The following is a 24,193-nucleotide window of genomic DNA, read 5'->3' on the forward strand; positions in this document are numbered from 1 at the left end:
GCTGTTAACCACGCGGGTCGGGATTATCCAGCACAGCCCGGGTCTGCTCGGCACGCCAGTCGGCGATACGCTGCGCCAGCTCCGCGTCTTCGACCGCCAGCATCTGTGCGGCCAGCAGCCCGGCATTGAAGGCACCGGCACCACCGATCGCCAAGGTGCCGACCGGTATCCCTCGCGGCATCTGTACGATGGAGAGCAAACTGTCCTTACCGCTGAGCGCCTTACTCTGCACCGGCACACCCAGCACCGGCACCAGGGTCTTGGCCGCAATCATACCCGGCAGGTGCGCTGCACCGCCGGCACCGGCGATGATCACCTTGAAACCGTTTGCCGCCGCCTGCTCGGCAAAACGGAACATCTTGTCCGGCGTGCGGTGGGCCGAGACTACCTCGGTGAAATACTCTACACCCAATGTATCCAGGATTCCGGCGGCCTCCTCCATGGTCGGCCAATCGGAACGCGATCCCATCACGATTGCGATCTTTGCACCCATGTCTGTCTCCTGTTACTCCAGCTTCGGTAGCCCCGGCAGACACGCGGCACTACGCACTATTCGAAAGAGAACCACCCGTTCACTTTTAGAGGCGGGCGATTATACCAATCTGTGGCAGAAAGTGGACCTTACCGCGACACTCTCGCGCATCAGGCGCCGTTTGGGGAGCAGACAATAGCGTATTTACCTATTCGGGTGCCGGTGAAGGTGACGACAGGCCGGTCAAAAACGGTAGAATGCAACCCTGGCTCAAGAACAACAGGGAACCCTTTCGTATGACTCCAAGGCTCTTCGCGCGCACCAGCAGCCTTATTCTGGCCATCGCGCTGATCAGCGGATGTGACACTTTGCCCGCCATCCCCTACATCAACGAAAAACCGGCACAGGAACCAACGGCAGAGGTTGCGCCAACGCCAACCAAATCCAAGCCCCTGAGCCGAGGTGACAAGATTGCCAAGGGACTGAGTGAGGAGCTGGACTGGTTCCCAAGCCTTGAGCAGCCGCTGGAGCAGCTGCGCGAGAGTTACGCCAACGCTCCGTCGCCAAGCACCCGCAGCCAGACGCTATCCAACATATCCTACCTGTACGACGCACAACTTTTCCTGCTGTTTCAGGATATGCTCGACTTCCTGCCCAAAGAGGCAAGGGTGGCCGAACTCAAGGAGCAGAACGCCTGGCTGGACAAACGGCAACAGCTGATCACCCAAGCCTTTCTGCGCGAACCGGACAAGGCGGCGGCGCGCGATGCCGCAAGCCAGGCCTTCATCAAGGCTACTCGTGCCCGTATCGACGAGATTAACGCCAAGCGCGAGCTGATCGTTCTGAAATAAAGTTGAAACTTTTCAACCCAAAACAGGACCAATGCGCTCACAGATTGCGACCAACAGGTTCATCTAATCGCGCGCAAGGATAGAAGTTACGCCGTTGCGGTAAACAGGCTTAAAAATCGTCGCTACTTTTAGTGTCGGATATCTATTGCACTGCAAAAAACGGCGTATAATAGTGCCGCTTGCTGGATCTGCCCCCCAGATCCGCTCCTCCCGGGTGTCAAAAGCGCCGGGCAGGAACAGGCACAATAATGACTAACCTTGGCCAATAACCGTTCGTCGCAAGTATGCAAATCCTTGGCGCGCTCCCTGCTGGTGCCTGCACCACTGTCGAGATCGCCTGAAAACGATATTGTGACCCCGAGACGCGAACTACGCATGACTTCCATTTACAGAGCTTTACCGCTTGTCGCGAGCGGTCGTATACGGTTGTACCGGCCCATTCTGGCTGGTTTGCTGATCCTCGTTGCGAGCTTGTTTCAGCAAGCCGCTGCTGCCGTACAGTTTGCCAAAACCGGGGAGTTTTCCCGTGATACGGTACAGAATATCGCCCGCGAACTGGCAAAGCGCCCATTCAGAACCGTCCCTACTCCGATACCGGAGTCAATCAAGAATCTGACCTACGACCAGTATCGCGCCATCCGTTACCGTCCGGAAAAAGCGATCTGGGCGGATGAAGCTGTCCCCTACCGGATGCAGATGTTTCATCGTGGCTTCTACTACAGCGAGCCGGTCGAGATTGCACTGGTAGAGGGCGATAAAGCCACCCATCTGGCCTATGACCCGGAGCAGTTCACGCTCGACAACCGCTTCGAATTCAACCTGCCGCTGGAAGATATAGGTTACGCCGGCCTGCGCCTGCACACACCGCTGAACAAACCGAATGTCTGGGACGAGCTGGTCGTCTTCCAGGGCGCGAGTTACTTCCGCTCACTGGGGCGGGATCAGGTTTACGGCCTGTCCGCACGCGGTCTGGCACTGAAAACCGGCGCCGCCGAGGGTGAAGAGTTCCCCGTGTTCAAAGCCTTCTGGGTAGAGAAACCGAGCAACCTGGCTAACTCGATCGTCGTCCATGCCCTTCTCGACAGCAAAAGCGTAACCGGCGCCTACCGCTTTACCATCCGCCCGGGCGTCAACACCGTAATGGACGTGCAGGCCACCCTGTTCCCGCGGGTCAACCTGACCAAAGTGGGCCTGGCACCGGGCACCAGCATGTACTATTTCTCGCTGAACGGTCGCGAACAGATCGACGATTTCCGCCCCGAAGTGCATGACTCCGACGGTTTGCTGATGGTCAATGGCCGCGGCGAACGTCTGTGGCGACCGCTGTCCAACCCGGCATCACTGCAGATCAGCGCCTTTGTCGATACCTCGCCGATCGGCTTCGGCCTGATCCAGCGCAACCGTAACTACGCCCAGTATCAGGATCTGGAAGCGCACTACGAGAAGCGCCCAACGCTGTGGGTGGAGCCCCTGGGCGACTGGGGTCGCGGCGCCGTAGTACTGACCGAGATACCGACCAATGCCGAGATCCACGATAACATCGTCGCCTTCTGGCAGCCGGCGGAACCGATCGTGGCGGGCAGCGAGTACAGCTACTCCTACCGTCTGACCTGGGGTGTCGAACCACGTCTGCAGCCGGGCGAAGTACGGGTACAGGCCACCCGCAGCGGTCGTGCCGATGTAGCGAGTGCTACGCCGCGCCGACTGTTTGTCGTCGATTACAACATCCCGGTGCCCAGCGACGAGAAACCCGGCTCGCTGCCGACCGCTCGCCTGTTTAGCTCCGCCGGCACCACCCGCAACCTGGTGGTACGGGAGAATCCCACCAACAACGGCTACCGTGTCAGCTTCGAGTTCGACCCACAGGAGGAGACCCTCTCCGAGCTGCGGTTGGAGCTGCACTTCGACGACCAGCGCCCGGCGGAAACCTGGCTGTACCGCTGGACCGCACGATGACCACAAGGTTTGAGCCGGGCATGCCTCCACTACGCCCGGCCCCAATGCCCGCACAGAACCTGCGGCAACGTCCAGAACCCCAAGTGCCTGTCGCGCCGCGTACGGCAAAACAGCACCTGGGGCGCTGGACCCTGCTCAGCGCCGCGGCCGCACTGCTCGGGCTCGGCAGCTACGAGATGTATTCAGTATTGGCGCTCGGCGGCACCACACCGCTGGAATACGCCATGCTGGGGCTGTTTATCTCCACCTTCGGCTGGATAGCCCTGGCGGCCGTCAGCGCCCTGTTCGGTTTCGTCCGTCAGTTCCGCCAGTTGCGCACACCTCTGCGCCATGAACTCTTCCGCCCCCAAGGCCGCACCGCGGTACTGCTGCCCTGCTACAACGAAGATCCCGCCCACCTGGCGGCAGCCGTTGAAGCGATGGTGCAGGAGCTGGTCGACTGCGGCGCCGCAGACTGGTTCGACTGGGTTATGCTCAGCGATACTCGCGACCCGCGACGCGCTCTGGAGGAGGAGCAGGCGGTCACACTGCTGCGCCAGCGCCTGGGTGACAAAACCCGCATCTACTACCGCAGACGCCGCTATAACATCGACCGCAAGGCGGGTAACGTGGCCGAGTTCTGCCGCCACTGGGGCTCGCACTACGACTACCTGGTGGTACTCGATGCCGACAGTCTGATGTCGGCGTTTACGCTGACCGAGCTGGTCTACCGGATGGAGCAGAATCCGGGTGCCGGTCTGATCCAGACCATCCCGCGGTTGATCAACGGCACCAGCCTGATCGCCCGCCTGCAGCAGTTCGCCAACCGGGTATACGGCCCGATTGTCGGCAGCGGTCTGGCCTGCTGGACCAACCCTGAGGGTAACTTCTGGGGTCACAATGCGATCATCCGCCGCAGGGCGTTCATGGATGCCGCCGGCCTGCCACGACTCAAGGGCAAGGCGCCCTTCGGTGGCACCATCATGAGCCACGACTTCGTCGAAGCCGCGCTGCTGCGCCGCGCCGGCTGGAAGGTGGTGATCGCCGACGACCTGCCCGGTTCCTACGAGGAGTGCCCGCCGTCGATTCTCGATCTGGCGATACGCGACCGCCGCTGGTGCCAGGGCAACCTGCAACATATCAAGGTGATCGGCAGCCGCGGCCTGCACTGGATCAGCCGCATGCACCTGCTCACCGGCATCATGTCCTACCTCTCCTCGCCGCTCTGGCTGGCGCTGATTCTGGTGGGTATCACCCTGGCACTGCAGGCGCAGTACATCCGACCGGAGTATTTCGGCGTCGACTTCTCCCTGTTCCCGACCTGGCCGAGACAGGATGCGCCGCGTGCCGTGCGCCTGTTCATTTTGACCATGTTGATACTGTTCGTGCCGAAGATTCTCGGCAGTCTGTTGTTCCTATTGTCGAACCGGCTGCGCCGATCCGCCGGCGGCCTGTTTCGCCTGAGCGGCAGCATAATCACCGAAGTGCTGGTGTCGGCGGCCATCGCACCGATCATGATGTGCATCCACTGCGGCGCCGTGGCCTCAATTCTGCTCGGCCGCGACAGTGGCTGGAACCCGCAGCGGCGCCAGGATGGCAGCCTGCCCTGGCTGCAGCTGATCTACCGCCACCGCTGGCACACCCTGGCCGGTGTGCTGCTGGCGCTGATCGCCTGGTCCAACTCCCTGGCGCTGCTGGCCTGGCTTTCCCCCGCCATTTTCGGCCTGATACTGGCCGTACCGCTGTCCGCGCTGACCGGGTCTCTGGGTATTGGATCCTGGTTCAAACGGGTGGGAATACTGCGCACACCGGAAGAGACGCAGGCACCGGAGGTCGTGGCACTCAAGGAGGGGATGCTGCCCTGGTATGAAGCGCAGATCGCCGCAACACCGACAGTAGAGCAGCTGATGGATTCAGCGGAGCTGGTGGCACGCCATTTGGCATTGACCCCCGATCCGGCTCTGGAGGAGGACAGCGAGCGCTTCCAGGCCAATGCGGCACTGGCCCGGGTCAAGCTGCTCGATGCCGGGAGCCGTCAGCAGGCGCTGGCATGGCTCAACAGCACAGAGCTTTCCCTGGTCTTGGCGACTCCGTTCCTGTTCGAGCAGCTGTTGGCTCTGCCCTGCCGCAAACTCAGCGTCGCCTGAGACCGTTAAAATCTCGCTAACCTAACCGGCCTGTCAGCAGATGGCCGTTGGGTTGGCGATGAAAACGCCGCGTAACCACCACCGGGATCAACAGGCAGAGCACCAGCGCCAGGCTGTACAACGCGAACCATCCCGCGCCCAAAGCACGCACCGTACCCGTCGTATACTGCATGGTGTAGAGCAGCACCGCATGAAAGCTGAACACCTGTATGGAGTAGCGGCCCAGCAGTTCAAAGAACGGCAGATACTGGTCGAGCCGGAACCTATCCATCAGACGCCAGCCGATCAGCACCAGCGCCATGCAGTTGAACAGCCGCAGCGGCCCCAGATCCAGCTTATCCAGTAATGAGGTGACGAACGGACCAGGCAGAACGTACTCCCGCCGCCAGACCCAGAGTACCAGCGCGCAGGCCAAGGCAAGCCATAGCAGGCCGCGCTCGCGCGCAAAGCCCACGCTCACGCCGGTCAGACGCGCATAGCCCAGCACCAGCCCCGCCATCCACAACACCTGCCAGCTGAACAGGTTGAAATAGCCTGGGTGGAGCTGGATCTGTTGGGAGTTGTACAGGTCGCGCAGCGGATCGACCCACTGCCCGGCGCACCAGAGCATGACACTCCCCCCCACCACCAGAAGGAAGCGGCCTCGCTGCAGCGCCAGCAATATCGTCGGGGAGATCAGCACAAACAGCACGTACATCGGCAGGATATCCAGATAGCCGGGCTGATGAACCAGTGCCAGCATCGCCAGCAGCGTGGTCAACGGCGCCTCCCGATAGGGGCGCAAAGCCCAGTACCAGAGCGAGTCGAAAAATGGCAGCAACGCCAGGGCCGCCAACAGCAGCACCATCGTCGCGTGGTAGCGGTAGATCAGCCAGGCACGTGCCAGACTGCGACGGACCAGCTTTGACGGCTCGTCCACATAGCGGGCATAGATCTGTCCGAACATCAAACCGGACAGAAAGATGAACCCCTCCGCCGCCGACATGAAGCCGAATGGCTGGTAGGTAAAGCTGGCGATATATCCGCCGAGATGATCGATCAGCATGATCACCAGGAACATCCCACGCAGGGTATCCAGGCGGCGATCACGCACAAGTGCTGTGGCCGACATGTTGGGCTTCGTAAACAGGTATCAAACGGGAAGAAACAGGACCTTCAACAGGGCAACCGTGATGAGTGAAAATGGCAGCGACAGGATAATCAGCGCCGCGATATCATCGACCGCCCCCCAGGTAACGGGTTGCCAGTATATAGCTGATTACCGCCGTTGGCATCGCCCCAATGCTGCGATCAGGATGACCGGCAGCATTGGCAGCAGGAAGGCCTGAAGCTAGATCAGTTGGCCTTTTTCAGATACTGGGTCAGCAGCACGATACGCACGCCGTTGACCCGCCCTTCGATCTGCTCAGGATTATTGGTCAACGAGATATTGCGCACCGCGGTGCCGCGCTTGGCGGTAAAGCCGGCGCCCTTGACCGGGAGGTCCTTGATCAGGGTAACGGTATCGCCATCAGCAAGCGGCGTGCCGTTGCTGTCCAGGGTCGCGGCCACAGCCTCGCCGGCACCACTGGCTTGACCCGCTTCCGCCCAGCTCTGAAGCTCCGGGTCCATATAGAGCAGATCACGCTGGTCGCTGGCCCAGATCTCGGCCTGACCGATCAAGCGCGTCAGCAGCCGCCAGGCCATCACCTGAACCGCCGGCACCTGGCTCCACATGCTGTCGTTCAGGCAGCGCCAGTGGTTAACATCCAGCGCATCGTCGGAGTCTACTTCGCTCTGGCATTTGCCGCAGAGCAGCAGCGCGCGGTCGGCGCTCTCGTCGGTTACCGGCGGTACCTGGTACACCGCCAGATTCTCTTCGGAACTGCACAGTTCACAACGGTTGCCGCTACGCTCGATCAGCGCCTGTTTAATACTCATGTCGATTTGCCTTACTGTCAGACTCCGGGCACGGGAAGCACCCACGGAAAGCGCGCCATTATGCCCTAAACGGAGCTTAATTTCAGCGGCAGGCCGTTAACTTGAGCTCTTCAGTCGGCAAATGACTCGTCCCAACCCTCATCCTCCATATCATCGAAACGGCTACTGCCGCTACTGCGTTTGCGCTTGAGGATATTGGCCAGCCAGAACTCCGGTTGCTCGCTGTTGAGTTGGAGCTGCAGCTCTTCAATCAGCTCCGCCACTTCGGGACCACCCTTTACCTGGATCGGATTGATCCCCAATGTAACCAGCTGACGGGTAGCGGAGCCGCCGATGGAGCCGCAATACACCACATCAGCCCCCACCAGAAACTTCATCTTCGGCTTGAGCTTGTCCTCGTTACCATCTTTTTTCTCATAGCCGAAATCATGGCTGGCAATCAGTTCGGCCCTGTCGGCGGTCAGCGCCCAGACGAAAAACGCCTGCGCCGAGCCGAAGTGCTGGTCGACCATATCCCCCTCCTGGGAAGCAAAGGCGACGATCAGCGCCTGGTCGTTGCTAACGGCATCAGCGACACACTCAAAAGCGACCTCTGCATTCATTCTCGATCTCCTGACGGCAACTCTGGCCGAAACGGCGGGCTCGGCTGTATGGGCTGATATTGCAAAGGCTGCACCAGCAAGACATGAACGACAAAGACAATAAAAGTTATTGAAATTCAGATAGATGTATCTGGCTCACAAATAGATCCGGAGCGAAAGAGGTGTCGATTGCAGGTGGCTTGTCGGAAACGCGACAATGTCGATGATCAGCTCAGGCGCTCGAACAGGGTGGCAACTCCCTGCCCCATCCCTGCGCTGGTCATCGCCAGGCCCAGATTGGCACCCCGCCGCGGCATCTGGTGCAACAGGGTGGTGCAGATACGTGCGCCGGAACAGCCAAGCGGATCACCAAGTGCAATAGCGCCGCCACAGAGGTTGATTCGGTCATCGAGCCGTTCGGTCAGGTCCAGCTCCTTGAGTACCGCCAGCACCTGCGCTGCACTCTCTTCATGCAGCTCGATCAGATCGATATCGGCAAGCGTCAGGTTGCACCGGTCAAGCAGTTTCTCCACGGCAGTGACAGCGCCCAAGCCAGCCACAGCCGGATCGCAGGCAGTGAGTGCCATGGCGCGAATCCGGGCACGCGGTTTCAGCGCCGACAGTTGCGCTCTTTCCGCCGACATCAACAGCAAGGCTGAAGCGCCATCGGCGGCTGCGGACAGGTTTCCTGTCGTGACGCTGCCACCATCCATTTTGAGCAGGGGCCTGCAGCCGTCGAGCTGCTCCTGGCTGATTGGCTCCTGCAGCCACTCATCGCCGCCAATCAGCCGCATATAGCCGTGTGCATCGACTCCCTCAATTGGCACCAGCTCCGATTCCCAACCACCCTCCTGAAGCGTGCGCCGGGCCCGCTCATGGGAACGCAGTGCGTAGCTGTCCTGCAACTGCCGGTCTACGGCGTGGGTGTGCGCGAGCAGTTCAGCTACCGCCGCTGGGTTTGCTGCCGCCCGCGCCGTGACCCGCCCCAGTGTCGGATCGGGTTCTTCGGTTATAGCGGATCGCAGTTTGCACTCGGCACCGCCAACGATGTAGCAATCGCCGGCGCCGCTGAGAATCCCTTGGGCTGCCAGATGCAGCGCCGTCATCGATGACGCCGCCAGGCGATTCACCGTTTGCGCCGGTACGGTTTGTGGCAGGCTGGAGAGCAGCAGGGCAACCCTCGCCATATTGCCGCCCTGCTCTCCCACTTGACTGGTGCAGCCCCAGATCAGGTCCTCTACGGTAAAGGGATCCAGCTCGGGATTTCGCGACAGCAGCGCATCGATCACCCGGGCGCTGAGCCGCTCGGCATTCAGTTGCCGAAAACACCCATCGCCACTGCGCCCCAGGGGCGAGCGCACCGCATCGATTACCACCACGTCGGTCGGCCTAAGCTTCATCGCGCGCCTCCCACTCCCGGTAGCTGCGACCGGCACTGGCCCACTCCCTCAACTGCAGCCCGGGCAGATAGATCGGCCCAAGCTCCGAGTACTTCTGGCATCTGGCGACGAAACGCCCCAACCCCTCCCGGTCCAAAGCATAAAAAGCGCCGCCACGAAACGCCGGATAGCCTACTCCCAACACCAACGCGATGTCGGCCTCGGCCGGTGAGCCGATATTGCCCTCTTCGAGCACTCGGGCGGCTTCGATCTTCAGCGGAATCATCATCCGCTCAACGATCTCGCGATCGCTCACCTCTTGCTGCCTCACGACCAGATCCTCAAGTTCCGCCGCCAGGCCCAGATCGGGCAGCCCCTTGTATCCGGCGCCCTTGGCATATCGGTAGAAACCCAATCCACTTTTTCGCCCCAACCGTCGCAAGGCGCGCAGCCGATCGAGCGCACTCTCACCCGGAAATGACAGCCGCTCCGGGTATGCGGCGGCGAGCATGCGGCTGGCATTGAGCGACGTATCGATGCCCAGCTTATCCAGCGTACGCGCCGGCCCCAGGCTCCAGCCGTACTCCTCCATCAACCTGTCAACACGGTAAGGGTCCACGCCATCACGCAGCAGGAACAGAAAAGCCTGCAGATAGCTGTGCAAAACCCGATTGACGAAAAACCCCGGGCAATCGCGCACCACCACCGGCGTTTTACCCATCGCAATGGCAAAGCCGAGCGCCCTGCCGAGGGTCTCATCGCTGGTTTTCGCGGCACGCACCACCTCGACCAGCGGCTTGGTGGAGACAGGATTGAAAAAATGGATGCCACAAAACTGCTCAGGTCGTTTCAGCCCTCTGGCCAACCCGCTCACCGGAATGGCCGAGGTGTTGGTGGCCAATATCGCATTCTCGGGAAGGTGTTTTTCGATCATCGCCAGCGCGGATGCCTTAACACCCGGATCCTCGATCACCGCCTCAATCGCCAGATCGACCCCGGCGAACTCCTGATGGCAGAGGGTCGGGCGTATCCGCATCAAAATCCGGACCCGCTCCTCGGCGGCGAGCTTTTTCTGCTCAACCTTCCGTGACAGACGGCTAGAGGTCTCCTCCAAGGCATCGACCAACTGGCGGTCTTTGGCATCCATCATCACCACACGCATAGTATTCAGAGCGGCCTGGGCCGCGATCGCTCTGCCCATGACCCCGGCACCGAGGACGCCTACACATCTGAAGTCAAACCGTTTCAGCTCGGCCTGGGCACGACGCTTGGTTTGCAGCTCACTGCGAAACAGAGCGGTCAACGCCGGTGTGATCTCACTGCTCGCCAGCTCGGCATAGTACCTGGCTTCAACCGCCATCGCCTGCTCCGCCGCTAACGGCGCCTGCTCGAGTAGCACATCCAGCGCCTGAACCGCCGCCGGGTTGTGCTTGCCCGCGATGCGGGCGACCCGGCCACGAGCCGATTCGACCGCGAGCGTTATCGCCAACTTACTCATCGGCAGCGCCTGCTGTTTGCGCTGCCGCAGCGAATGGCAATCAAACTCGCCTTCAGCGCATCGTCCGAGCAGGTCGAGTGCCGCTTCGCGCAGGTGGCTGGAGGAAACGACAACACTCGCCAGCCCCGTTCGCAATGCCTCCTCAGCCGCGACGTAGCGGCCAGTACAGATCCAGTCGATGGCGCTGTCCAAGCCAACCAGGCGTGGCAGACGAACCGAGCCCCCCCAAGCCGGTATCAATCCACGCCGTACATGGGGCAGACGCACCCGTGCATTAGTGCTTAAAACACGATAATCGCACGCCAGGGCCAGCTCGAAGCCGCCTCCGGAAGCATCCCCTGCTATCGCCACTACCGTTGGCACTGGAAGCTGTTCCAATCGACTAAGCCAGCTTTTCATCTCCTCCAGCAGTGCGATCAACTCATGCTTGGCGATGCGCACGTGGCGATCGAATTCAGCGGCGTCACCGCCGAGGATAAAGTCCTCGTGATCGCTGGTGATCATGACACCGCGCAGGTTCTCGACATCACGCAGCAGCATGATGGCGTCACCAAATTCGTCGATACAGGACTGGCTCAGCGTGTTGATGCTGTCATGTCTATTGTCGAACACCAGCTCGTAAAGGCCGCTGCCGACGGACACTACACGTACGAACTGCCCCTGCATCAACATCTCGGTTACCCCTTTGCCGCTCCCGAATCGATACTGGTCTCAACGGAGGGCTCACTTTCCCTCAGGTGACGGCGGATCACCTTGCCGACCGGCGATTTGGGCAACTCATCGACGAACTCCACCTCCCGTGGCACCTTGTAGGCTGTCAGATGCTCTCGACACCAGTCCCTTACAGTCGCACGATCCAAGCTCGCCGACCGACTGACGATAAACAGCTTGACCCGTTCGCCGCTGTCCTCATCGGGCACACCGATGGCGGCACACTCCACTACATCCGGATGGGAGGTCACCACATCCTCGACTTCGTTCGGGTAGACGTTGAAGCCGGATACGATGATCACATCCTTGGCACGATCGATAATCCGCAGATAGCCGTCGCGCTGGCGTGTGGCGATATCACCGGTTTTCAAAAAGCCATCGCTGGTCATCACCTGAGCCGTATCGTCCGGACGTTGCCAGTATCCCGCCATCACCTGAGGACCTCGCACGCACAGCACGCCGTTTTCGCCATCGGCCACTTCATTCTCCTGTTCGTCGATCACCTTCACCTCGGTATAGGGTAAGGGCAGACCGATGGTACCCGGCTGAATCGCATCCCGCGGGTTGATCGCCACGGCGGGTGAAGTTTCAGTCAGACCGTAAGCCTCGACCACAGGACAACCGGTAACCTGCTGCCAGCGCTCGGCGGCCTCATGCGTCAAGGCCATCCCTCCGGACAGGGTCAGCTCCAGTGTCGAAAAGTCGAGCTCACGGAAGGCGTCGCGATTGCACAGGGCATTGAACAGGGTGTTCAGGCCGATAAAGGCGCTCATGCGGCAGTGTTTGATCTCACGTACCAGAGAGTCGATATCCCGGGGGTTGGCGATCAACACCACATGTCCGCCCGACACCATGACAATCTGTGCCACGGTAAAGGCGTAGATATGATAAAGCGGCAACGGCAACACCACCGTCCTTGCCCAGCCGGTGCCTCCAGCATTGATAAACTCGCTGCCCTGCATCAGATTCGCCAGCAGATTGTTATGGCTCAACATCGCTCCCTTGGCGACGCCTGTGGTACCACCGGTGTACTGCAATACCGCGATATCGGTACCGCGAATGCTGACGGGATTGGGGCGCTCATCGATGTGTTTGAGCAGCACTTCCCTGAGCCCGAGAGCGCCGGGCAGATAATAATCAGGCTCCATGTGCCGGACATATTTGATCGTGGCATTGATCAGCGTGCGCTTGACGAAGCCATGAAGATCTCCGACCTGGGTCACAAAAATATGCTGTATATCCGTTTTATCCAGAATCCCCTGCGCCTTGTGCGCCATGCTCTTGTGGATCACCAGCGCCTTGGCTCCCGAATCGATGAACTGGTGTTCCATCTCCCGGGAGGTATAGAGCGGATTGGTATTGACCACCACCAGCCCCGCCCGAAGCGCGCCGAACAGCACCACCGGGTACTGGATCAGATTGGGTAACTGAATGGCGATACGGTCGCCAGGCTTCAGGTCGGTATGCTGCTGCAGGTATACGGCAAAGGATGCCGATAGCTGATCGAGCTCGGCGTAATTGAGGGTGCGGCCAAAGCTGGTAAATGCAGGCTGAGTGGCATAGCGATTACACACATCATCGATAAAATCGAGCAGGCTGGTATACCCGGGCCGATTGAGTTCTTTTGGTAGGGCTGAGTCGTGTCGATACCTGACGTTCATGGCTGAATCTCTGCAGTTGTTTTGATTCAGGAGACGGTGGGTATAACAGGAGCCCCATCCGCCTTAACTACAGCTTAGCCCCATCTACTGCGCTGTCACGCTTTAGTGACACCGTTATCGGCATTGCGAATACCGGCCGCCAAAACGAAGCATTGTGGAGCTGGCAACAATCAGCCCCCGATGCCAAGAGATCAGAACAGGATTGTTCGCAGGTCAGCCGGTTGATCGGGTAGGAGGCGGGGTTGCCCCGCCGACCTCCCACACCACCGTACGCCGCAACGTCGGACCGACGGTTCCGTATACGGCGGTTCATGTTGTACTCCTGAGACGACGATACAGGTCCACGAGCGAGATTAGCCCCAACCGGTCAAAGCGCCGCTTCGGCAGCACTTGGTTCATGTGCGAGGCGCCCGCGTTCCACCAGGAACCTCGGCCGTTGGTCGCGCTGATCCAGGCCCTCGCTTCCTCCAGACCAAGACGCATCAGCATCTTCGCGCGCGTGAACACCCGCTTCCATTGACGCCACAGTATCTTGCGCAGATGACGGCGTAACCAGCCGTCCAGTTCCCGCAGGATGCCGGTAATCTCAATGTGGCGATAGTAGTTCAACCAGCCACGCAGGATCGGGTTGAGCTCCTTGATCACCTTGAGCAGATGTCGCCCCCGTCCGCGTCGGAACACCGCCTTCAGGTTGCCCCTCAAGCGCTCGACCGCCTTGGCGGATACCTTGAGGCGCACGCCCCGTGAGCGACTGCTGTGCACACTGTAGCCCAGGAATACCCGCTTGGACGGGCGGGCCACACCGCTTTTCTCGACATTGACCTTGAGCCGCAGTCGCAGCTCCAGGCAGCCACCACGCGCACCGGAACAGCGCCAGTCACGGCGCTACGCGCCATGCCTGGCGCACAAAATAGAAAGGAGGCGGTCCCGCCTCCTTATGTATAAAGTTTTACTGTGGAATACTGAGAGGCCCAGGATGAAGAGTGAGACCGCTCTTGCCTTATCTTGCAGTACATCATCATTATGTGACAGCGCTTTTCGAAAGGCTTTTAACCAGAATACAACTCAATAATAATCGTCCATTGATCGTTCATTCAATTTATCCTTAATCATCTCGAGAGCTCTTTTATGTAACTGAGAAATCCTACCCTTCGATACATCCAAAATAGTTGCAATGCTCTCAAAACTAGTTTGATGGAAATAGTGATACTCGATAATTTTTCGTTCCCGTTCAGGAAGACCTGACACTATATTCAGCAGAAGATGTTTAAGCTGTATTATTTCACTATGGGAGTAACTTGTATCATCAGTATACTCATTTTGATCTTCTACCAGCCCTGTATCGTCGAGCATAACACTGATGGCGATACCAAGTGTCAATTCAACCATTTCTTCGAACAAGGCTGGTCGCCTATCGGAAGAGGTAGCGATCGACTCGATCCTTTCCCTTTTTAAGCGAGACCGGAAAGCTATCTGGCTCCTTTTTTCGGTTGAGATTTCTATACCATTTAGAATAGCTCCTTTTATTCTATAGCTTGCAAAAGTCTCAAATGAAGCACCTTTGTCAGGCATAAATCTATCAATCGACTCAATTAGCCCAATCATTCCAAACTGAAAATAATCGTCGAACTCTATCTCATCGTCAGTTCTTTTCGCAAAGAGCACTGCCGAAATTTTCTTTACAATTTTTGTATAACGCTGTATCAAAAGCGTACGAACTCTTCCATCAGAGGTCGAAAGATAATTCTCCCAAAGCAAGTCTTCACTAATTTCGAGATTCCTTTCTCGCATATATATTCTTATCTAAGAGAAACTATTAAGGAGCGAATAAACAACAAGGTTCCATCCATCTATTAAGACAAACATCAGGACCTTAATAGGGAGTGATATCATCATCGGTGGAACCATTAGCATCCCCATTGACATAAGAACACTAGCCACAACAAGATCTATAAGAAGAAAGGGCAGAAATATAATAAATCCGATTTGGAAAGCACTTTTCAACTCACTGAGCATAAATGCAGGGATTAATAGAAAGGTATTAATATCACTAACCGATTTTGGAGGTTCGACCTTGGCTATATCAACCATCAACATCAAGTCTTCTTCTCGAGTCTGGCGAACCATAAAATCTCGAAAAGGGACCAACCCTCGATCTATAGCTGGCTCTAGTCCTATATCACCGCTCATATATGGTTGGAAAGCCTCCGCCTGCACCTTTTGCAAGCTAGGTAACATATTAAATATAGTTAAGAATACCGCCAAGCTAATGATTACCGTATTAGGTGGTGTTTGCTGCATACCAAACGCATGTCTTAACATCGAGAGCACCACAATTATTCTGGTAAATGAGGTCATTACTATTAAAATAGCTGGTGCTAAGCTCAGGACCGTTAATCCGATTATAATTTTAACAGCATTGGCAACATTTCCAGAATCAGCATCATCAACTGAAAAACCAATATTTATATCCGATGTAGAAATATCTTGCGCACTAACTTCCTGACTTAAAAACAAAAAAAATGCAGAAACTAAGCACCATACACATATAAATAAACACCTAGGCTTCATTATTGTTATCCATAACTTCGTGATCATAATGCCTTTTTAATTGTATATTATCGCCACACTGAGCCAACAAATATGCTTTCCCATCAACATTAATGAGAGCGACCGTCACCTTAGGTGTTATCATCTTCCCCTCAACAAAGACGATCCTCCTATTATCCCCAGAAGAAACCCCGTACTTTAAGCGATAAAGCCTTCTAATCAAAAATATAATACCAACACTAAGCGCCACTGCTAATCCAGAAACAAGAGCAACATTAGGAAGACTTCCATCTGAAGCTGTTGAGCTTTCCTTAAATGGGATTCCAGCACCACTTCTTTCTACTACTCCAGCCTCGCCAGCAAAACCAAACTCAGAGAATACAACTAAGATTAGCAGTATAAAATACAGAAACCTCCTATTAAGCGGAACCATTGATCTCTTTTACCTCAACTATTTTGATTCCAAAATTGTCACCCGCAGCAACAAGCTCGCCCCTAGCTACGACATTACCATCGAGAATTAATTCAAGAGGTTCTGTTATCTTCTGGGACAACTGAACGACCGACCCTTTTGAAATATTCATCAATTCGTTAACCGTTATTTCTGAATCTCCCAGTTTAATATCAACTTTGACTTTAACATCTTTTATAATGTCAAAGTTCTTTCCAATAATTGCAGGTCCAGATTCTTTACCCACTTCCAACTCTTCAAAAGTTAAGGCCTCAATATTATTCATATTTAAAAAATCCTTTATAATCAGTTGTCACTAATATTTTCAACTTTGAAAGCAAATCGACTTTTATACTGTCCCAAGTGCCCAAAAAAATTCGCGCCTGTATTATTAAAACGAAGACTTAATGGATCACCTAGATTTTTATCGAGCTTTATAACATCACCGCACTCTAAGTTAGCTAGTGATCCTAAAGACAGTTCAAACACTCCTAGCGACAACTCGCCTTTAATCTTTTGCCCTCCCATTGCATCCAAGGGACTTTTCATAGACGTCGGGTTACTTCCTATCATCTCATGTTTCGACAGATATAGCTCAGCCATTTTAAAAGCAGGCATGAGCACGACCAATTTCACATCACCTAGATTTATCGAACATCGAATAACCCCTTTACCAGGCTCATTTGATTTATGAAGAAAGTATTCTATTCCAGACGTACAGGGAAACAATTCACATTTTAAAGCTTTATCACCAAAGTCATTAAATGCAGCTAGAATAACGGAATTTACTATTCCACCCATCTTGGGTATTTTTTGAATGTCATTCCTATTTAATCCTAAAAGTGAAGCAGCCAGGCTTAGCGTTGAATCATTATCGCACCTAAAAGCCACCCACTCATCCACTGAGTTTTTAAAAAATGATGATAGCTCATCATCAGACTCAATAGTTACCCCATCCGCACCTAAAGTTTCAACCTGAATAGATATATCACCGGGACCTGTAAACCACTCAGATACCCAATCGCTGAAGATATTTTCCAAACTATTTTCAAGTTTCTGAATATGATCAGCTCCAAGAATAATAAAAGGGCGAACGAGCATTACTTAGACCCTGTATTTTCAATTAGTTGCTGGAGCATCTCGTTAGCGATACTGACAACTTGCGAAGAAACCTGAAAACCACGCTGCACAATAACCAAATCCGTAAACTCTTGTGATAGATCCACATTCGAAATTTCTATACTCCCCCCTACTATCTCTCCCATCATGCCATCATTAGCGGTACCAATTTCAATTCTGCCTGATTCATCATATTCAAAAAGTCCGCCCCCGAGCTGTTTCATACCCTGTAAATCACTCACCCAGGCTAATGCTAATTGCCCACCCTCTGCCGTAACTCCATTCGAGTACTCAACCTCTAATACTCCGTCTCTTGTAAAGGAGAAACCCGTCTGTATCCCAAATGGAACTCCATCTTGTTCGCCTACAGCTAAATCGGAGCTAGAGCCAGATGAGAATGAGGTAGCACCGGTGAACGAACCAGGCTCTCCAAATGAGAAGGTAATGTCTGATGGAGAAGCATCTTCAGGATCTAGAGTAAAAGTAAAACTGCTAAAACCTTCTGCCGGGGATCCATTTCCCTGAAATCGAATTTCAAGATCAGAAGCGATGACATTTCCCTCCTCATCTTTTACCGTTCCTAACCAGCTACGAGGAGTACTTGTACTGTTATTAGTCAACGTGAGTGTAAGTTTATGAGTATTACCAAGCACATCATATACTTCTATATCATTGATCGTGTGTTCGGTAGCGCCACTTGATAGATTATTTATAAACTTGACTTCCTTAGTAGCGACAGCTGGACTATTTTTCAAACCGGAAAAATTAATATCAACGAGTTTTCCTGAACTATTAATTCCAGCCACACGACTATTGTTTACTGTGGATACGAGGTAACCATTATTATCTATTTCGAACTGACCAACTCTTGAATACAGTACATCTCCGCTATCACGGAAAATAAAAAACCCGTTTCCATTTATAGCAACATCGGTCGAATTACCAGTTTGCTGATTATCTCCTTGTGAAAAACTTGTTGTCGTTCCAGACTCAGTAACGCCATTCCCATCTTTTCTTGATGAAAAATCCTGATTAAATTGTCCAGTGTACTGATAGTTATAGAAAAGATCACGAAATAGAAGATCACTTCTCTTGAACCCAGGCGTATTCATATTCGCTACGTTATTACTAATAACATCTAATCCCTTAGAAAAGGTAATCAGTCCTGAAGTACCACTATATATCGTCCCATAAATACTCATATAGAAACTCCGTTTACTAACGAATAACACTTACCTGACCAAGTGAGACACCCGTTATAAATTGATCTGTCTCAGTACGTATCGTCATAGCAGGACTGCCATTACTGAAGCTAACAGAAGTTACCTCTCCAACGATACTTCCTGAATCAATCGCAGCCTCAACCGAACGACCGAGTAGGTTTATAGCCTGACCTGCGTTTTGAAGAGAGAGCAAAGTGTCTAGCTTTTCGTTAAATTGCTGGGTCTGTTCAAGATTAGTCAATTGTGCAAACTGTGCTATAAACTCGTTATTATCAAGAGGTTCGAGTGGATCTTGAAACTGTAACTGGGCTAGAAGAACTTTCAGAAAATCCTCCTGGCTAACTGCAGCCCTGCTGGTTACATTGTTATCTGATCCTGCTCCAATTCCAGACGTTTCCATACTCTATATCCTATTTAGTAAATCTTACTTATATAAGAACTTATACGTCCAGCCTCTTTACGGCCTGGATCGAGTTCAATATTGGGCTCTCGAAATATATCTTCACCATTTAACGTTACGCGCCACAAACTCTTTCCATTTCTTTCAAAATATGAAAATAATTGCTTCGATAATGTACGTATCCGTTCTGCAGTCATCGACTCATCTCGGATAACAAGATGAATTCCATGCTCTGTCGTCAATATGGAAACATGACTTTTGTCAGGAAAAGAAAGTTCTCTTTTTATTAATGAGCCCACGTCTATTTTAGAATCATCTTGTTTTTTTACAGTTGATTCTGTTTTTAGATTGAAATCGTTAATAGAAAGACTAGCATCAACGCCAATTGGTTTTTTTACCGCATTTTTAACCAACTGATCTTCTACTATATTTACATCAACAATAGTCTTTTTACTTAACAATTCTAAACATGGGTCGTAAATTTCATTTATTGAATACTCTTTTATCAATGGTGCTACTGTTTCCTCTGTATTTGTAAAACGTCCTGCGCGTTCATATTCATTAGCAGAAACAGCTACGCTCCTATTTTCAATACTTGCCAGAAGTTCAGTTTGCTTTTCGAAATACGCTTTCTCCAACGAACGCTGCCATTGATCCCTGTGTCCGTTGTTCGAACTTCCCCTTTGGGTATGCAAAGACGATAACTCAAGAGAAGCATTCATATTTTTAACGTTCATACTTCACCCACTTCAATATTCACCTGTCGCATCAACCAAAGCTCCATATTTCTATCCAGCGCTATCTTCTCGATCTCCCCTTGTACAAACCTATCTGATTTTTCTTTAACGCGTACCATCCCCTTCATCTCCAGTGTGCTATCACGTAACTCTTTTTCAAAAAGTTCTACCTTTTGTCTTGCTCTCTTAAGCTCATTCATCGTTTCCTTATATATGTGCTGTTGCTGATCGATATATAGCTGAGCTGAATAAAGAAAATCAGGATTGAAGCTCACATCAGAGGCTATAGATTTGCTCACTATATTTTCATGATCCGCAATATCATCGGCAATATTCTTCACCTTAAGCTTCAAATCAGCCATAACCTTCCGCGCATCCAGACTCTTAGCTTTAACAACTTCTAATTCGCTTTCCCGCTTTCTGATTGTCAGCGCCAAGGTTCTGCTTCTACGTCCGTGTCGCTCGATCATTTAAATTCCTTGTGATTTTTCATCCGTTGAAGATATTCTGCAGTTGCTCTAGAGATGTACTTCTTAGTACTGATAAATCAAATGGCTGCTGAAGATAACCTTGTATAAGGTCTATTTTTGTCAACACATGGTCAAGGTCAGGGTTAGTTCCTGTTTTATAAGCACCTATGTCAACCATGTCTCTAGATCTCTCATAAGTATCTAGCATTTTTACCAAGCGGCCAGCTAATACACGCTCCTCCTCAGAGGCGAGCGTTGTTATCAGTCGACTGTTGCTCTGGAGTACGTCAATTGCAGGGAAATGACGCTGGTTTGCCAGGTGCCGCGATAACACAATTCCTCCATCGAGTATCGCCCTTACATGGTCAGCTACCGGGTCATTCATATCATCCCCCTCAACCAATACTGTATAGAAGGCGGTAATAGACCCCTTTCTTGAAGTACCGCATCGCTCTAATAACTGAGGCAACAGCGCAAATACAGAGGGCGTATATCCACGACTAGTAGGGGGTTCTCCAACGGCAAGCCCGAGCTCTCTTTGGGCCATCGCGAATCGGGTTATGGAATCCATAGTCAGTACGACATCTTTTCCCTTATCGCGAAAATATTCTGCAACTGTCGTCGCCGCCAAAGCCGCATGAGACCTTACCAGGGCGGGCTGGTCCGATGTGGCAACGATCACTACGGATCTCTTCAGCCCTTCATCACCCAATACATTTTTAATGAATTCTAAAACTTCACGTCCACGCTCGCCGATCATGGCAATGACGTTCAGATCGGCATTCATATTGCGGCTTATCATTCCGAGAAGCGTACTCTTACCAACGCCACTGCCGGCAAAAATACCCATTCGCTGCCCTCGCCCTACTGTCATCAGCGCATCGATACTGCGCACGCCTGTTTCCAAGACATCTTCGATAGGCGGTCTGTCCAGAGGGTTCAGTGGTTCTCTATAGATAGGCAGGTAATCATCAGCATCTATCTCCGGCCCACCATCCAGAGGATTACCAAAAGCGTCAATCACCCTACCTATTAGTCCATCACTTACAGGGATATCTGAGGGGCGACCCGTCGATATGACCTCACATCCGAGGCTGATTCCATGGAGGGGACCATATGGCATCAGCAGCACTTTTCCTTTCTTGAGGCCAACCACCTCAGCGATGGTCGATTCTTTGCCCACACCAGAACGGATTATGCAGCGCTCTCCCCAAAAGGCCTCGGGTCCATCAGACTCAACGACCAAGCCGAGAAACTGGCTGACTTTTCCTACTCTTCCAACCAGATCAGAACGGCCAATCAACGACGCATAGTCACTTCCCCAGTCAATATCAGCACTCACCTTATCCGTCACAAGCCGCTCCCTGTCTTGCTGTTTTTCTGGTTATTTTGGGTGAGTAACGATTTCAAGTTGTTCAACTGGAGTTCTAAGCGAGCGTCTAGCGTTCCACATCTGCTCTCGATCTTACATCCACCGAGTTCGATACTGTCATCAACACGGAACTCGACGCCCACCCATCCTCTCGTGGGAGATCTGGCTATAGACTGCATGCGATGACAATCCTGCGAAGATAGCCAAATGATCAGCCCTTCACGTTCTACCACTTGCGACAGAGCTTGAGTAACCACGGCCTCTAGCATTGAGTTATCGACTTTATATTTGCCGAGGATCTTGGTGGCTATAGCCATGCCGATTTCTATCGACGCGTCTTTCGCCAAATGAATGAGAGCACGATGCTCATCTTTAACCCCGGTCATTAACTCCGAAAATAGGCGATCTTGCTTTGCCTGGGCCTCCTGCGCTTCTTTACTGGCCCTATCAAGACCTGCTTGATATCCCTCTCGTTGGGCCTCCGCCTTCAGTTCATCCAACTGGGTTCTAAAATCGGCAAGTGCCTGCTCAGCTCGGGTCGCCCTCTGTTCGGCCGACGCGCAGGACTCCTCTAGTTGGCGCACAAGGTCACTCTGCTCTTGGTACAAGGTGCTAGATGCATCGGTCTCCGAATTCTCTTCTCTCAAGTCCTGCACCTTAGGAGCACAGAGCGCACGTCCTCGGCTGAGCTGGACCTCAGCTGCACGTATCACCTCCGCCATAGTGCTCTCCAAAAACGTGTTCTATTCCTGCCGCCAGCCGCTTCCTGAACATCTACCTGTCCATGGTCCCGCTTCGCCACCATGCGTCGCTCTGTCTGATTCAGTCGTAACAACAGTGCGTCTAATAAGGATTCTTTGACTTTGGGGGAAATTACGCTCGTACGGGATGATGCATTTCTGATTGCAGTCCTTCGAGGCTCCCTAAAGTAATCAAGAAAAGCGGGTAACCAAGGCCAGTCACTTATGCTCAACACCAAACCAATAACATCATCAGACTCACTCGAAAGCACATTGACAATCTCCTCGGTACCTGCCCGCGCTATGATCGCTTCTGTCGAGGAGGGCTGAGACGGCTCTTCTCCACGCTCATTCTGAATAAGCTCCTCGATAGCACTGTCTGTGAGTAGTGGCTGATCTCTTGGAATGCCTAACTCAACCAGCTCATCCAACAGCACAGCAACACTGTCACGATCACGAGCTCCCAATTGATCCAGTATCCATTGGCTATCCTTCTTATTCAGTGCATGAAGCTGTAGTGCTATTTTGCGGTGGACTGTCATCACCCCACCCTTCTCATTTCAGATGTATCATCACTTTCGAGCCAATGCTCTATCCTGCGCAAAAGCTCTCGGCGCTCCGTTTCCGTTAACTCTCGCGCATGAAGCGGCTTCCGACGACGAAGTAACGCCAATACGAGAAGCAGGAACAGAAAGATCCCGGCAGCGACGATATAAAAAATATTTCCCACTAAAATATTTTTTAATTCTGAATAATTGGATTGGCTTATGTCATTCAGTTTCGGTTTCGGAACTGTATTCGGCACCACATCTTTGGGGCTAATTTCGGCTTTTTTTACAGTCGCATGAACAGCGATGCTATCTCCACGCGCCTGTGAAAAACCGACAGCCATCTTTGCCAGCTCCTGTATTTTCTCAATAGTCTTATCGCTAGTATTTTCGGGAACAGCCACCCCAACACTTAAATGAAGAATAGAGCCTGGTGTCTCGACTGTTTGCTCAACAGTACGTCCAAGCTTATACTCAATATCGGTCGTAATACTTGAGCCAGGAGACTTTTTACCATCTGAAGAAGATGGTTGTTTAGTTTCACGTTTACGAATAATTCCTTTTCCGCCCTCTGCGTTATCGAGAACGTTTTCAGATGTATGCCTAACCTCTTTAAAATCCAGATCGACATCAACACTTACAACAGCCTTATTTATACCCAAACTCGCTGCAAGTAATGAACTGACCTTATTTTGAAGATAGGATTCAACTGCTTTCTTTTGCTCTAGCTTAGATGAAATAGTTGCTGACTCTCCATCTTGAGGCAATATATGACTCAATGTTAATCCAGATTGATCCGTAACTGTGACCTCTTTAAAATCCATACCTGGCACAGAGGCAGCAACTAAACGCTGAATACCAATAATCTGACTGGTACTCAATGCCTGATTATCACCAACGTAATCAGATTTTAAAAACAATGTAACTGAGGCTGTAGGCGATGAATCCTCTTTCTGAAAGAGCCCCTTTTCCGGAAGTACTAGATGAACACGGGCATATTTAACCTCGTTCAAGGTCATAATAGTTCGCGTCAACTCACCCTCCAGTGCACGTTGATAATTTATCCTCTGTGCAAACTCAGTCATACCAAAATCAGCACTATCAAATATCTCAAATCCGACACCTCCTGACATTGGTAGCCCTGATCCCATCAATTTGAGCCGAATCTCATGTACAGTGGACCCAGGTACCAGAATCTGCGTACCTGTATCATCTAGCTTGTATTCGATTTTTTGCTTATCCAGCTCTGCGACCAGGTTTGCGGCATCCCTAGCCTCTAGATCCGAGAATAGAACCTGGTAGTCTTCCGACGTTACCCACAAGAATCCACCAATTGTGACTAATAGAATAACTATTACACCTGCAAGCAACGAAACCTTCGCTGGCTTCGTCATACTGCTCCATACACTAGTAGAGGTCGACATATTG

At 52.9% G+C, this 24,193-nt stretch carries 24 protein-coding genes; 3 read left to right on the plus strand and 21 right to left on the minus strand.

Going from position 1 to position 24,193, the window contains the following annotated elements; all coding sequences use genetic code 11:
* Positions 1 to 4 precede the first annotated feature (4 nt).
* Positions 5 to 493 carry a 5-(carboxyamino)imidazole ribonucleotide mutase gene (gene purE / locus KQ940_RS06500; RefSeq protein WP_217412618.1) on the minus strand — a complete coding sequence of 163 codons (489 nt, stop codon included), beginning with the start codon at positions 491 to 493 and terminating at the stop codon, positions 5 to 7.
* Between the two features lie 275 nt (positions 494 to 768).
* On the opposite strand from purE, the gene KQ940_RS06505 reads away from it, so the two are divergent.
* From KQ940_RS06505 to mdoH, 3 genes are all read left to right on the plus strand, one after another.
* The gene (locus KQ940_RS06505) at positions 769 to 1,323 is read left to right on the plus strand and encodes a hypothetical protein (protein WP_217412619.1); all 555 of its coding nucleotides are present in this window, start codon (positions 769 to 771) and stop codon (positions 1,321 to 1,323) included.
* A 471-nt stretch (positions 1,324 to 1,794) separates the two neighbouring features.
* The gene (locus KQ940_RS06510; protein WP_217412620.1) at positions 1,795 to 3,279 is read left to right on the plus strand and encodes an OpgD/OpgG family glucan biosynthesis protein; all 1,485 of its coding nucleotides are present in this window, start codon (positions 1,795 to 1,797) and stop codon (positions 3,277 to 3,279) included.
* The gene (gene mdoH / locus KQ940_RS06515; RefSeq protein WP_217412621.1) at positions 3,276 to 5,405 is read left to right on the plus strand and encodes a glucans biosynthesis glucosyltransferase MdoH; all 2,130 of its coding nucleotides are present in this window, start codon (positions 3,276 to 3,278) and stop codon (positions 5,403 to 5,405) included. The genes KQ940_RS06510 and mdoH overlap by 4 nt, the downstream gene beginning before the upstream one ends.
* A gap of 16 nt (positions 5,406 to 5,421) precedes the next feature.
* On the opposite strand, the gene opgC is transcribed toward mdoH, so the two are convergent.
* From opgC to fliF, 20 genes are all read right to left on the minus strand, one after another.
* Complete coding sequence (gene opgC, locus KQ940_RS06520; protein WP_217412622.1) at positions 5,422 to 6,516, minus strand: OpgC domain-containing protein; 1,095 nt, start codon at positions 6,514 to 6,516, stop codon at positions 5,422 to 5,424.
* 224 nt (positions 6,517 to 6,740) lie between these two features.
* Complete coding sequence (locus tag KQ940_RS06525) at positions 6,741 to 7,325, minus strand: PhnA domain-containing protein (protein WP_217412623.1); 585 nt, start codon at positions 7,323 to 7,325, stop codon at positions 6,741 to 6,743.
* Positions 7,326 to 7,435: 110 nt separating this feature from the next.
* Positions 7,436 to 7,927: a NifB/NifX family molybdenum-iron cluster-binding protein gene (locus KQ940_RS06530; protein ID WP_217412624.1), complete on the minus strand. Its 492-nt coding sequence runs from the start codon at positions 7,925 to 7,927 to the stop codon at positions 7,436 to 7,438.
* Positions 7,928 to 8,133: 206 nt separating this feature from the next.
* On the minus strand, positions 8,134 to 9,306 hold the full coding sequence (locus KQ940_RS06535; protein WP_217412625.1) for an acetyl-CoA C-acyltransferase: 1,173 nt from the start codon (positions 9,304 to 9,306) through the stop codon (positions 8,134 to 8,136).
* Positions 9,296 to 11,455, minus strand: a complete 2,160-nt coding sequence (locus tag KQ940_RS06540; RefSeq protein WP_217412626.1) for a 3-hydroxyacyl-CoA dehydrogenase NAD-binding domain-containing protein — start codon at positions 11,453 to 11,455, stop codon at positions 9,296 to 9,298. Before KQ940_RS06540 ends, KQ940_RS06535 begins: the two co-directional genes overlap by 11 nt.
* 5 nt (positions 11,456 to 11,460) lie before the next feature.
* Entirely contained in the window at positions 11,461 to 13,155 is a 1,695-nt protein-coding gene (locus tag KQ940_RS06545; protein WP_217412627.1) for an AMP-binding protein, read from the minus strand.
* Between the two features lie 309 nt (positions 13,156 to 13,464).
* Positions 13,465 to 13,956, minus strand: coding sequence for a group II intron maturase-specific domain-containing protein (locus tag KQ940_RS06550; RefSeq protein WP_217412628.1), 492 nt, complete (start codon positions 13,954 to 13,956; stop codon positions 13,465 to 13,467).
* Positions 13,957 to 14,220: 264 nt separating this feature from the next.
* Entirely contained in the window at positions 14,221 to 14,946 is a 726-nt protein-coding gene (locus tag KQ940_RS06555; RefSeq protein ID WP_217412629.1) for a sigma-70 family RNA polymerase sigma factor, read from the minus strand.
* 12 nt (positions 14,947 to 14,958) lie between these two features.
* Entirely contained in the window at positions 14,959 to 15,753 is a 795-nt protein-coding gene (gene fliP / locus KQ940_RS06560) for a flagellar type III secretion system pore protein FliP (RefSeq protein ID WP_246589792.1), read from the minus strand.
* Positions 15,716 to 16,138 (minus strand): flagellar biosynthetic protein FliO, encoded by a 423-nt coding sequence (locus tag KQ940_RS06565; protein WP_217412630.1) that lies wholly within the window; start codon positions 16,136 to 16,138, stop codon positions 15,716 to 15,718. Before KQ940_RS06565 ends, fliP begins: the two co-directional genes overlap by 38 nt.
* On the minus strand, positions 16,125 to 16,442 hold the full coding sequence (locus KQ940_RS06570; protein ID WP_217412631.1) for a FliM/FliN family flagellar motor switch protein: 318 nt from the start codon (positions 16,440 to 16,442) through the stop codon (positions 16,125 to 16,127). The genes KQ940_RS06565 and KQ940_RS06570 overlap by 14 nt, the downstream gene beginning before the upstream one ends.
* A gap of 20 nt (positions 16,443 to 16,462) precedes the next feature.
* Positions 16,463 to 17,257, minus strand: coding sequence for a FliM/FliN family flagellar motor C-terminal domain-containing protein (locus tag KQ940_RS06575; RefSeq protein ID WP_217412632.1), 795 nt, complete (start codon positions 17,255 to 17,257; stop codon positions 16,463 to 16,465).
* Positions 17,257 to 18,477 (minus strand): flagellar basal-body rod protein FlgF, encoded by a 1,221-nt coding sequence (flgF, locus tag KQ940_RS06580; RefSeq protein WP_217412633.1) that lies wholly within the window; start codon positions 18,475 to 18,477, stop codon positions 17,257 to 17,259. Before flgF ends, KQ940_RS06575 begins: the two co-directional genes overlap by 1 nt.
* A gap of 16 nt (positions 18,478 to 18,493) precedes the next feature.
* A complete protein-coding gene (locus KQ940_RS06585) occupies positions 18,494 to 18,898 on the minus strand; it encodes a flagellar hook assembly protein FlgD (RefSeq protein ID WP_217412634.1) in 405 nt (134 codons plus the stop codon).
* 14 nt (positions 18,899 to 18,912) lie between these two features.
* Positions 18,913 to 19,635, minus strand: a complete 723-nt coding sequence (locus KQ940_RS06590; RefSeq protein ID WP_217412635.1) for a hypothetical protein — start codon at positions 19,633 to 19,635, stop codon at positions 18,913 to 18,915.
* Positions 19,632 to 20,105, minus strand: coding sequence for a hypothetical protein (locus KQ940_RS06595; RefSeq protein ID WP_217412636.1), 474 nt, complete (start codon positions 20,103 to 20,105; stop codon positions 19,632 to 19,634). The genes KQ940_RS06590 and KQ940_RS06595 overlap by 4 nt, the downstream gene beginning before the upstream one ends.
* Before the next feature lie 19 nt (positions 20,106 to 20,124).
* The gene (locus KQ940_RS06600; RefSeq protein ID WP_217412637.1) at positions 20,125 to 21,459 is read right to left on the minus strand and encodes a FliI/YscN family ATPase; all 1,335 of its coding nucleotides are present in this window, start codon (positions 21,457 to 21,459) and stop codon (positions 20,125 to 20,127) included.
* A complete protein-coding gene (locus KQ940_RS06605) occupies positions 21,456 to 22,124 on the minus strand; it encodes a FliH/SctL family protein (protein WP_217412638.1) in 669 nt (222 codons plus the stop codon). The genes KQ940_RS06600 and KQ940_RS06605 overlap by 4 nt, the downstream gene beginning before the upstream one ends.
* 62 nt (positions 22,125 to 22,186) lie before the next feature.
* On the minus strand, positions 22,187 to 22,759 hold the full coding sequence (locus tag KQ940_RS06610) for a hypothetical protein (protein ID WP_217412639.1): 573 nt from the start codon (positions 22,757 to 22,759) through the stop codon (positions 22,187 to 22,189).
* Positions 22,759 to 24,189: a flagellar basal-body MS-ring/collar protein FliF gene (gene fliF / locus KQ940_RS06615; RefSeq protein ID WP_281419213.1), complete on the minus strand. Its 1,431-nt coding sequence runs from the start codon at positions 24,187 to 24,189 to the stop codon at positions 22,759 to 22,761. The genes KQ940_RS06610 and fliF overlap by 1 nt, the downstream gene beginning before the upstream one ends.
* Between the last annotated feature and the right edge of the window lie 4 nt (positions 24,190 to 24,193).

This window comes from Marinobacterium ramblicola, assembly GCF_019084545.1.
Taxonomy (GTDB): Bacteria; Pseudomonadota; Gammaproteobacteria; order Pseudomonadales; family Balneatricaceae; genus Marinobacterium_D; species Marinobacterium_D ramblicola.

Excerpts from the sequence above, each read along its gene's own strand:
- KQ940_RS06565 (WP_217412630.1), bottom strand. The coding sequence starts at position 16,138 with ATGGTTCCGCTTAATAGGAGGTTTCTGTATTTTATACTGCTAATCTTA.
- fliF (WP_281419213.1), bottom strand. The coding sequence starts at position 24,189 with ATGTCGACCTCTACTAGTGTATGGAGCAGTATGACGAAGCCAGCGAAG.
- KQ940_RS06575 (WP_217412632.1), bottom strand. The coding sequence starts at position 17,257 with ATGCTCGTTCGCCCTTTTATTATTCTTGGAGCTGATCATATTCAGAAA.
- KQ940_RS06585 (WP_217412634.1), bottom strand. The coding sequence starts at position 18,898 with ATGGAAACGTCTGGAATTGGAGCAGGATCAGATAACAATGTAACCAGC.
- opgC (WP_217412622.1), bottom strand. The coding sequence starts at position 6,516 with ATGTCGGCCACAGCACTTGTGCGTGATCGCCGCCTGGATACCCTGCGT.
- KQ940_RS06535 (WP_217412625.1), bottom strand. The coding sequence starts at position 9,306 with ATGAAGCTTAGGCCGACCGACGTGGTGGTAATCGATGCGGTGCGCTCG.
- KQ940_RS06590 (WP_217412635.1), bottom strand. The coding sequence starts at position 19,635 with ATGAACGTTAAAAATATGAATGCTTCTCTTGAGTTATCGTCTTTGCAT.
- KQ940_RS06610 (WP_217412639.1), bottom strand. The coding sequence starts at position 22,759 with ATGACAGTCCACCGCAAAATAGCACTACAGCTTCATGCACTGAATAAG.
- KQ940_RS06545 (WP_217412627.1), bottom strand. The coding sequence starts at position 13,155 with ATGAACGTCAGGTATCGACACGACTCAGCCCTACCAAAAGAACTCAAT.
- KQ940_RS06525 (WP_217412623.1), bottom strand. The coding sequence starts at position 7,325 with ATGAGTATTAAACAGGCGCTGATCGAGCGTAGCGGCAACCGTTGTGAA.
- flgF (WP_217412633.1), bottom strand. The coding sequence starts at position 18,477 with ATGAGTATTTATGGGACGATATATAGTGGTACTTCAGGACTGATTACC.
- KQ940_RS06530 (WP_217412624.1), bottom strand. The coding sequence starts at position 7,927 with ATGAATGCAGAGGTCGCTTTTGAGTGTGTCGCTGATGCCGTTAGCAAC.
- fliP (WP_246589792.1), bottom strand. The coding sequence starts at position 15,753 with ATGATCACGAAGTTATGGATAACAATAATGAAGCCTAGGTGTTTATTT.
- KQ940_RS06505 (WP_217412619.1), top strand. The coding sequence starts at position 769 with ATGACTCCAAGGCTCTTCGCGCGCACCAGCAGCCTTATTCTGGCCATC.
- KQ940_RS06540 (WP_217412626.1), bottom strand. The coding sequence starts at position 11,455 with ATGTTGATGCAGGGGCAGTTCGTACGTGTAGTGTCCGTCGGCAGCGGC.
- mdoH (WP_217412621.1), top strand. The coding sequence starts at position 3,276 with ATGACCACAAGGTTTGAGCCGGGCATGCCTCCACTACGCCCGGCCCCA.
- purE (WP_217412618.1), bottom strand. The coding sequence starts at position 493 with ATGGGTGCAAAGATCGCAATCGTGATGGGATCGCGTTCCGATTGGCCG.
- KQ940_RS06555 (WP_217412629.1), bottom strand. The coding sequence starts at position 14,946 with ATGCGAGAAAGGAATCTCGAAATTAGTGAAGACTTGCTTTGGGAGAAT.
- KQ940_RS06570 (WP_217412631.1), bottom strand. The coding sequence starts at position 16,442 with ATGAATAATATTGAGGCCTTAACTTTTGAAGAGTTGGAAGTGGGTAAA.
- KQ940_RS06595 (WP_217412636.1), bottom strand. The coding sequence starts at position 20,105 with ATGATCGAGCGACACGGACGTAGAAGCAGAACCTTGGCGCTGACAATC.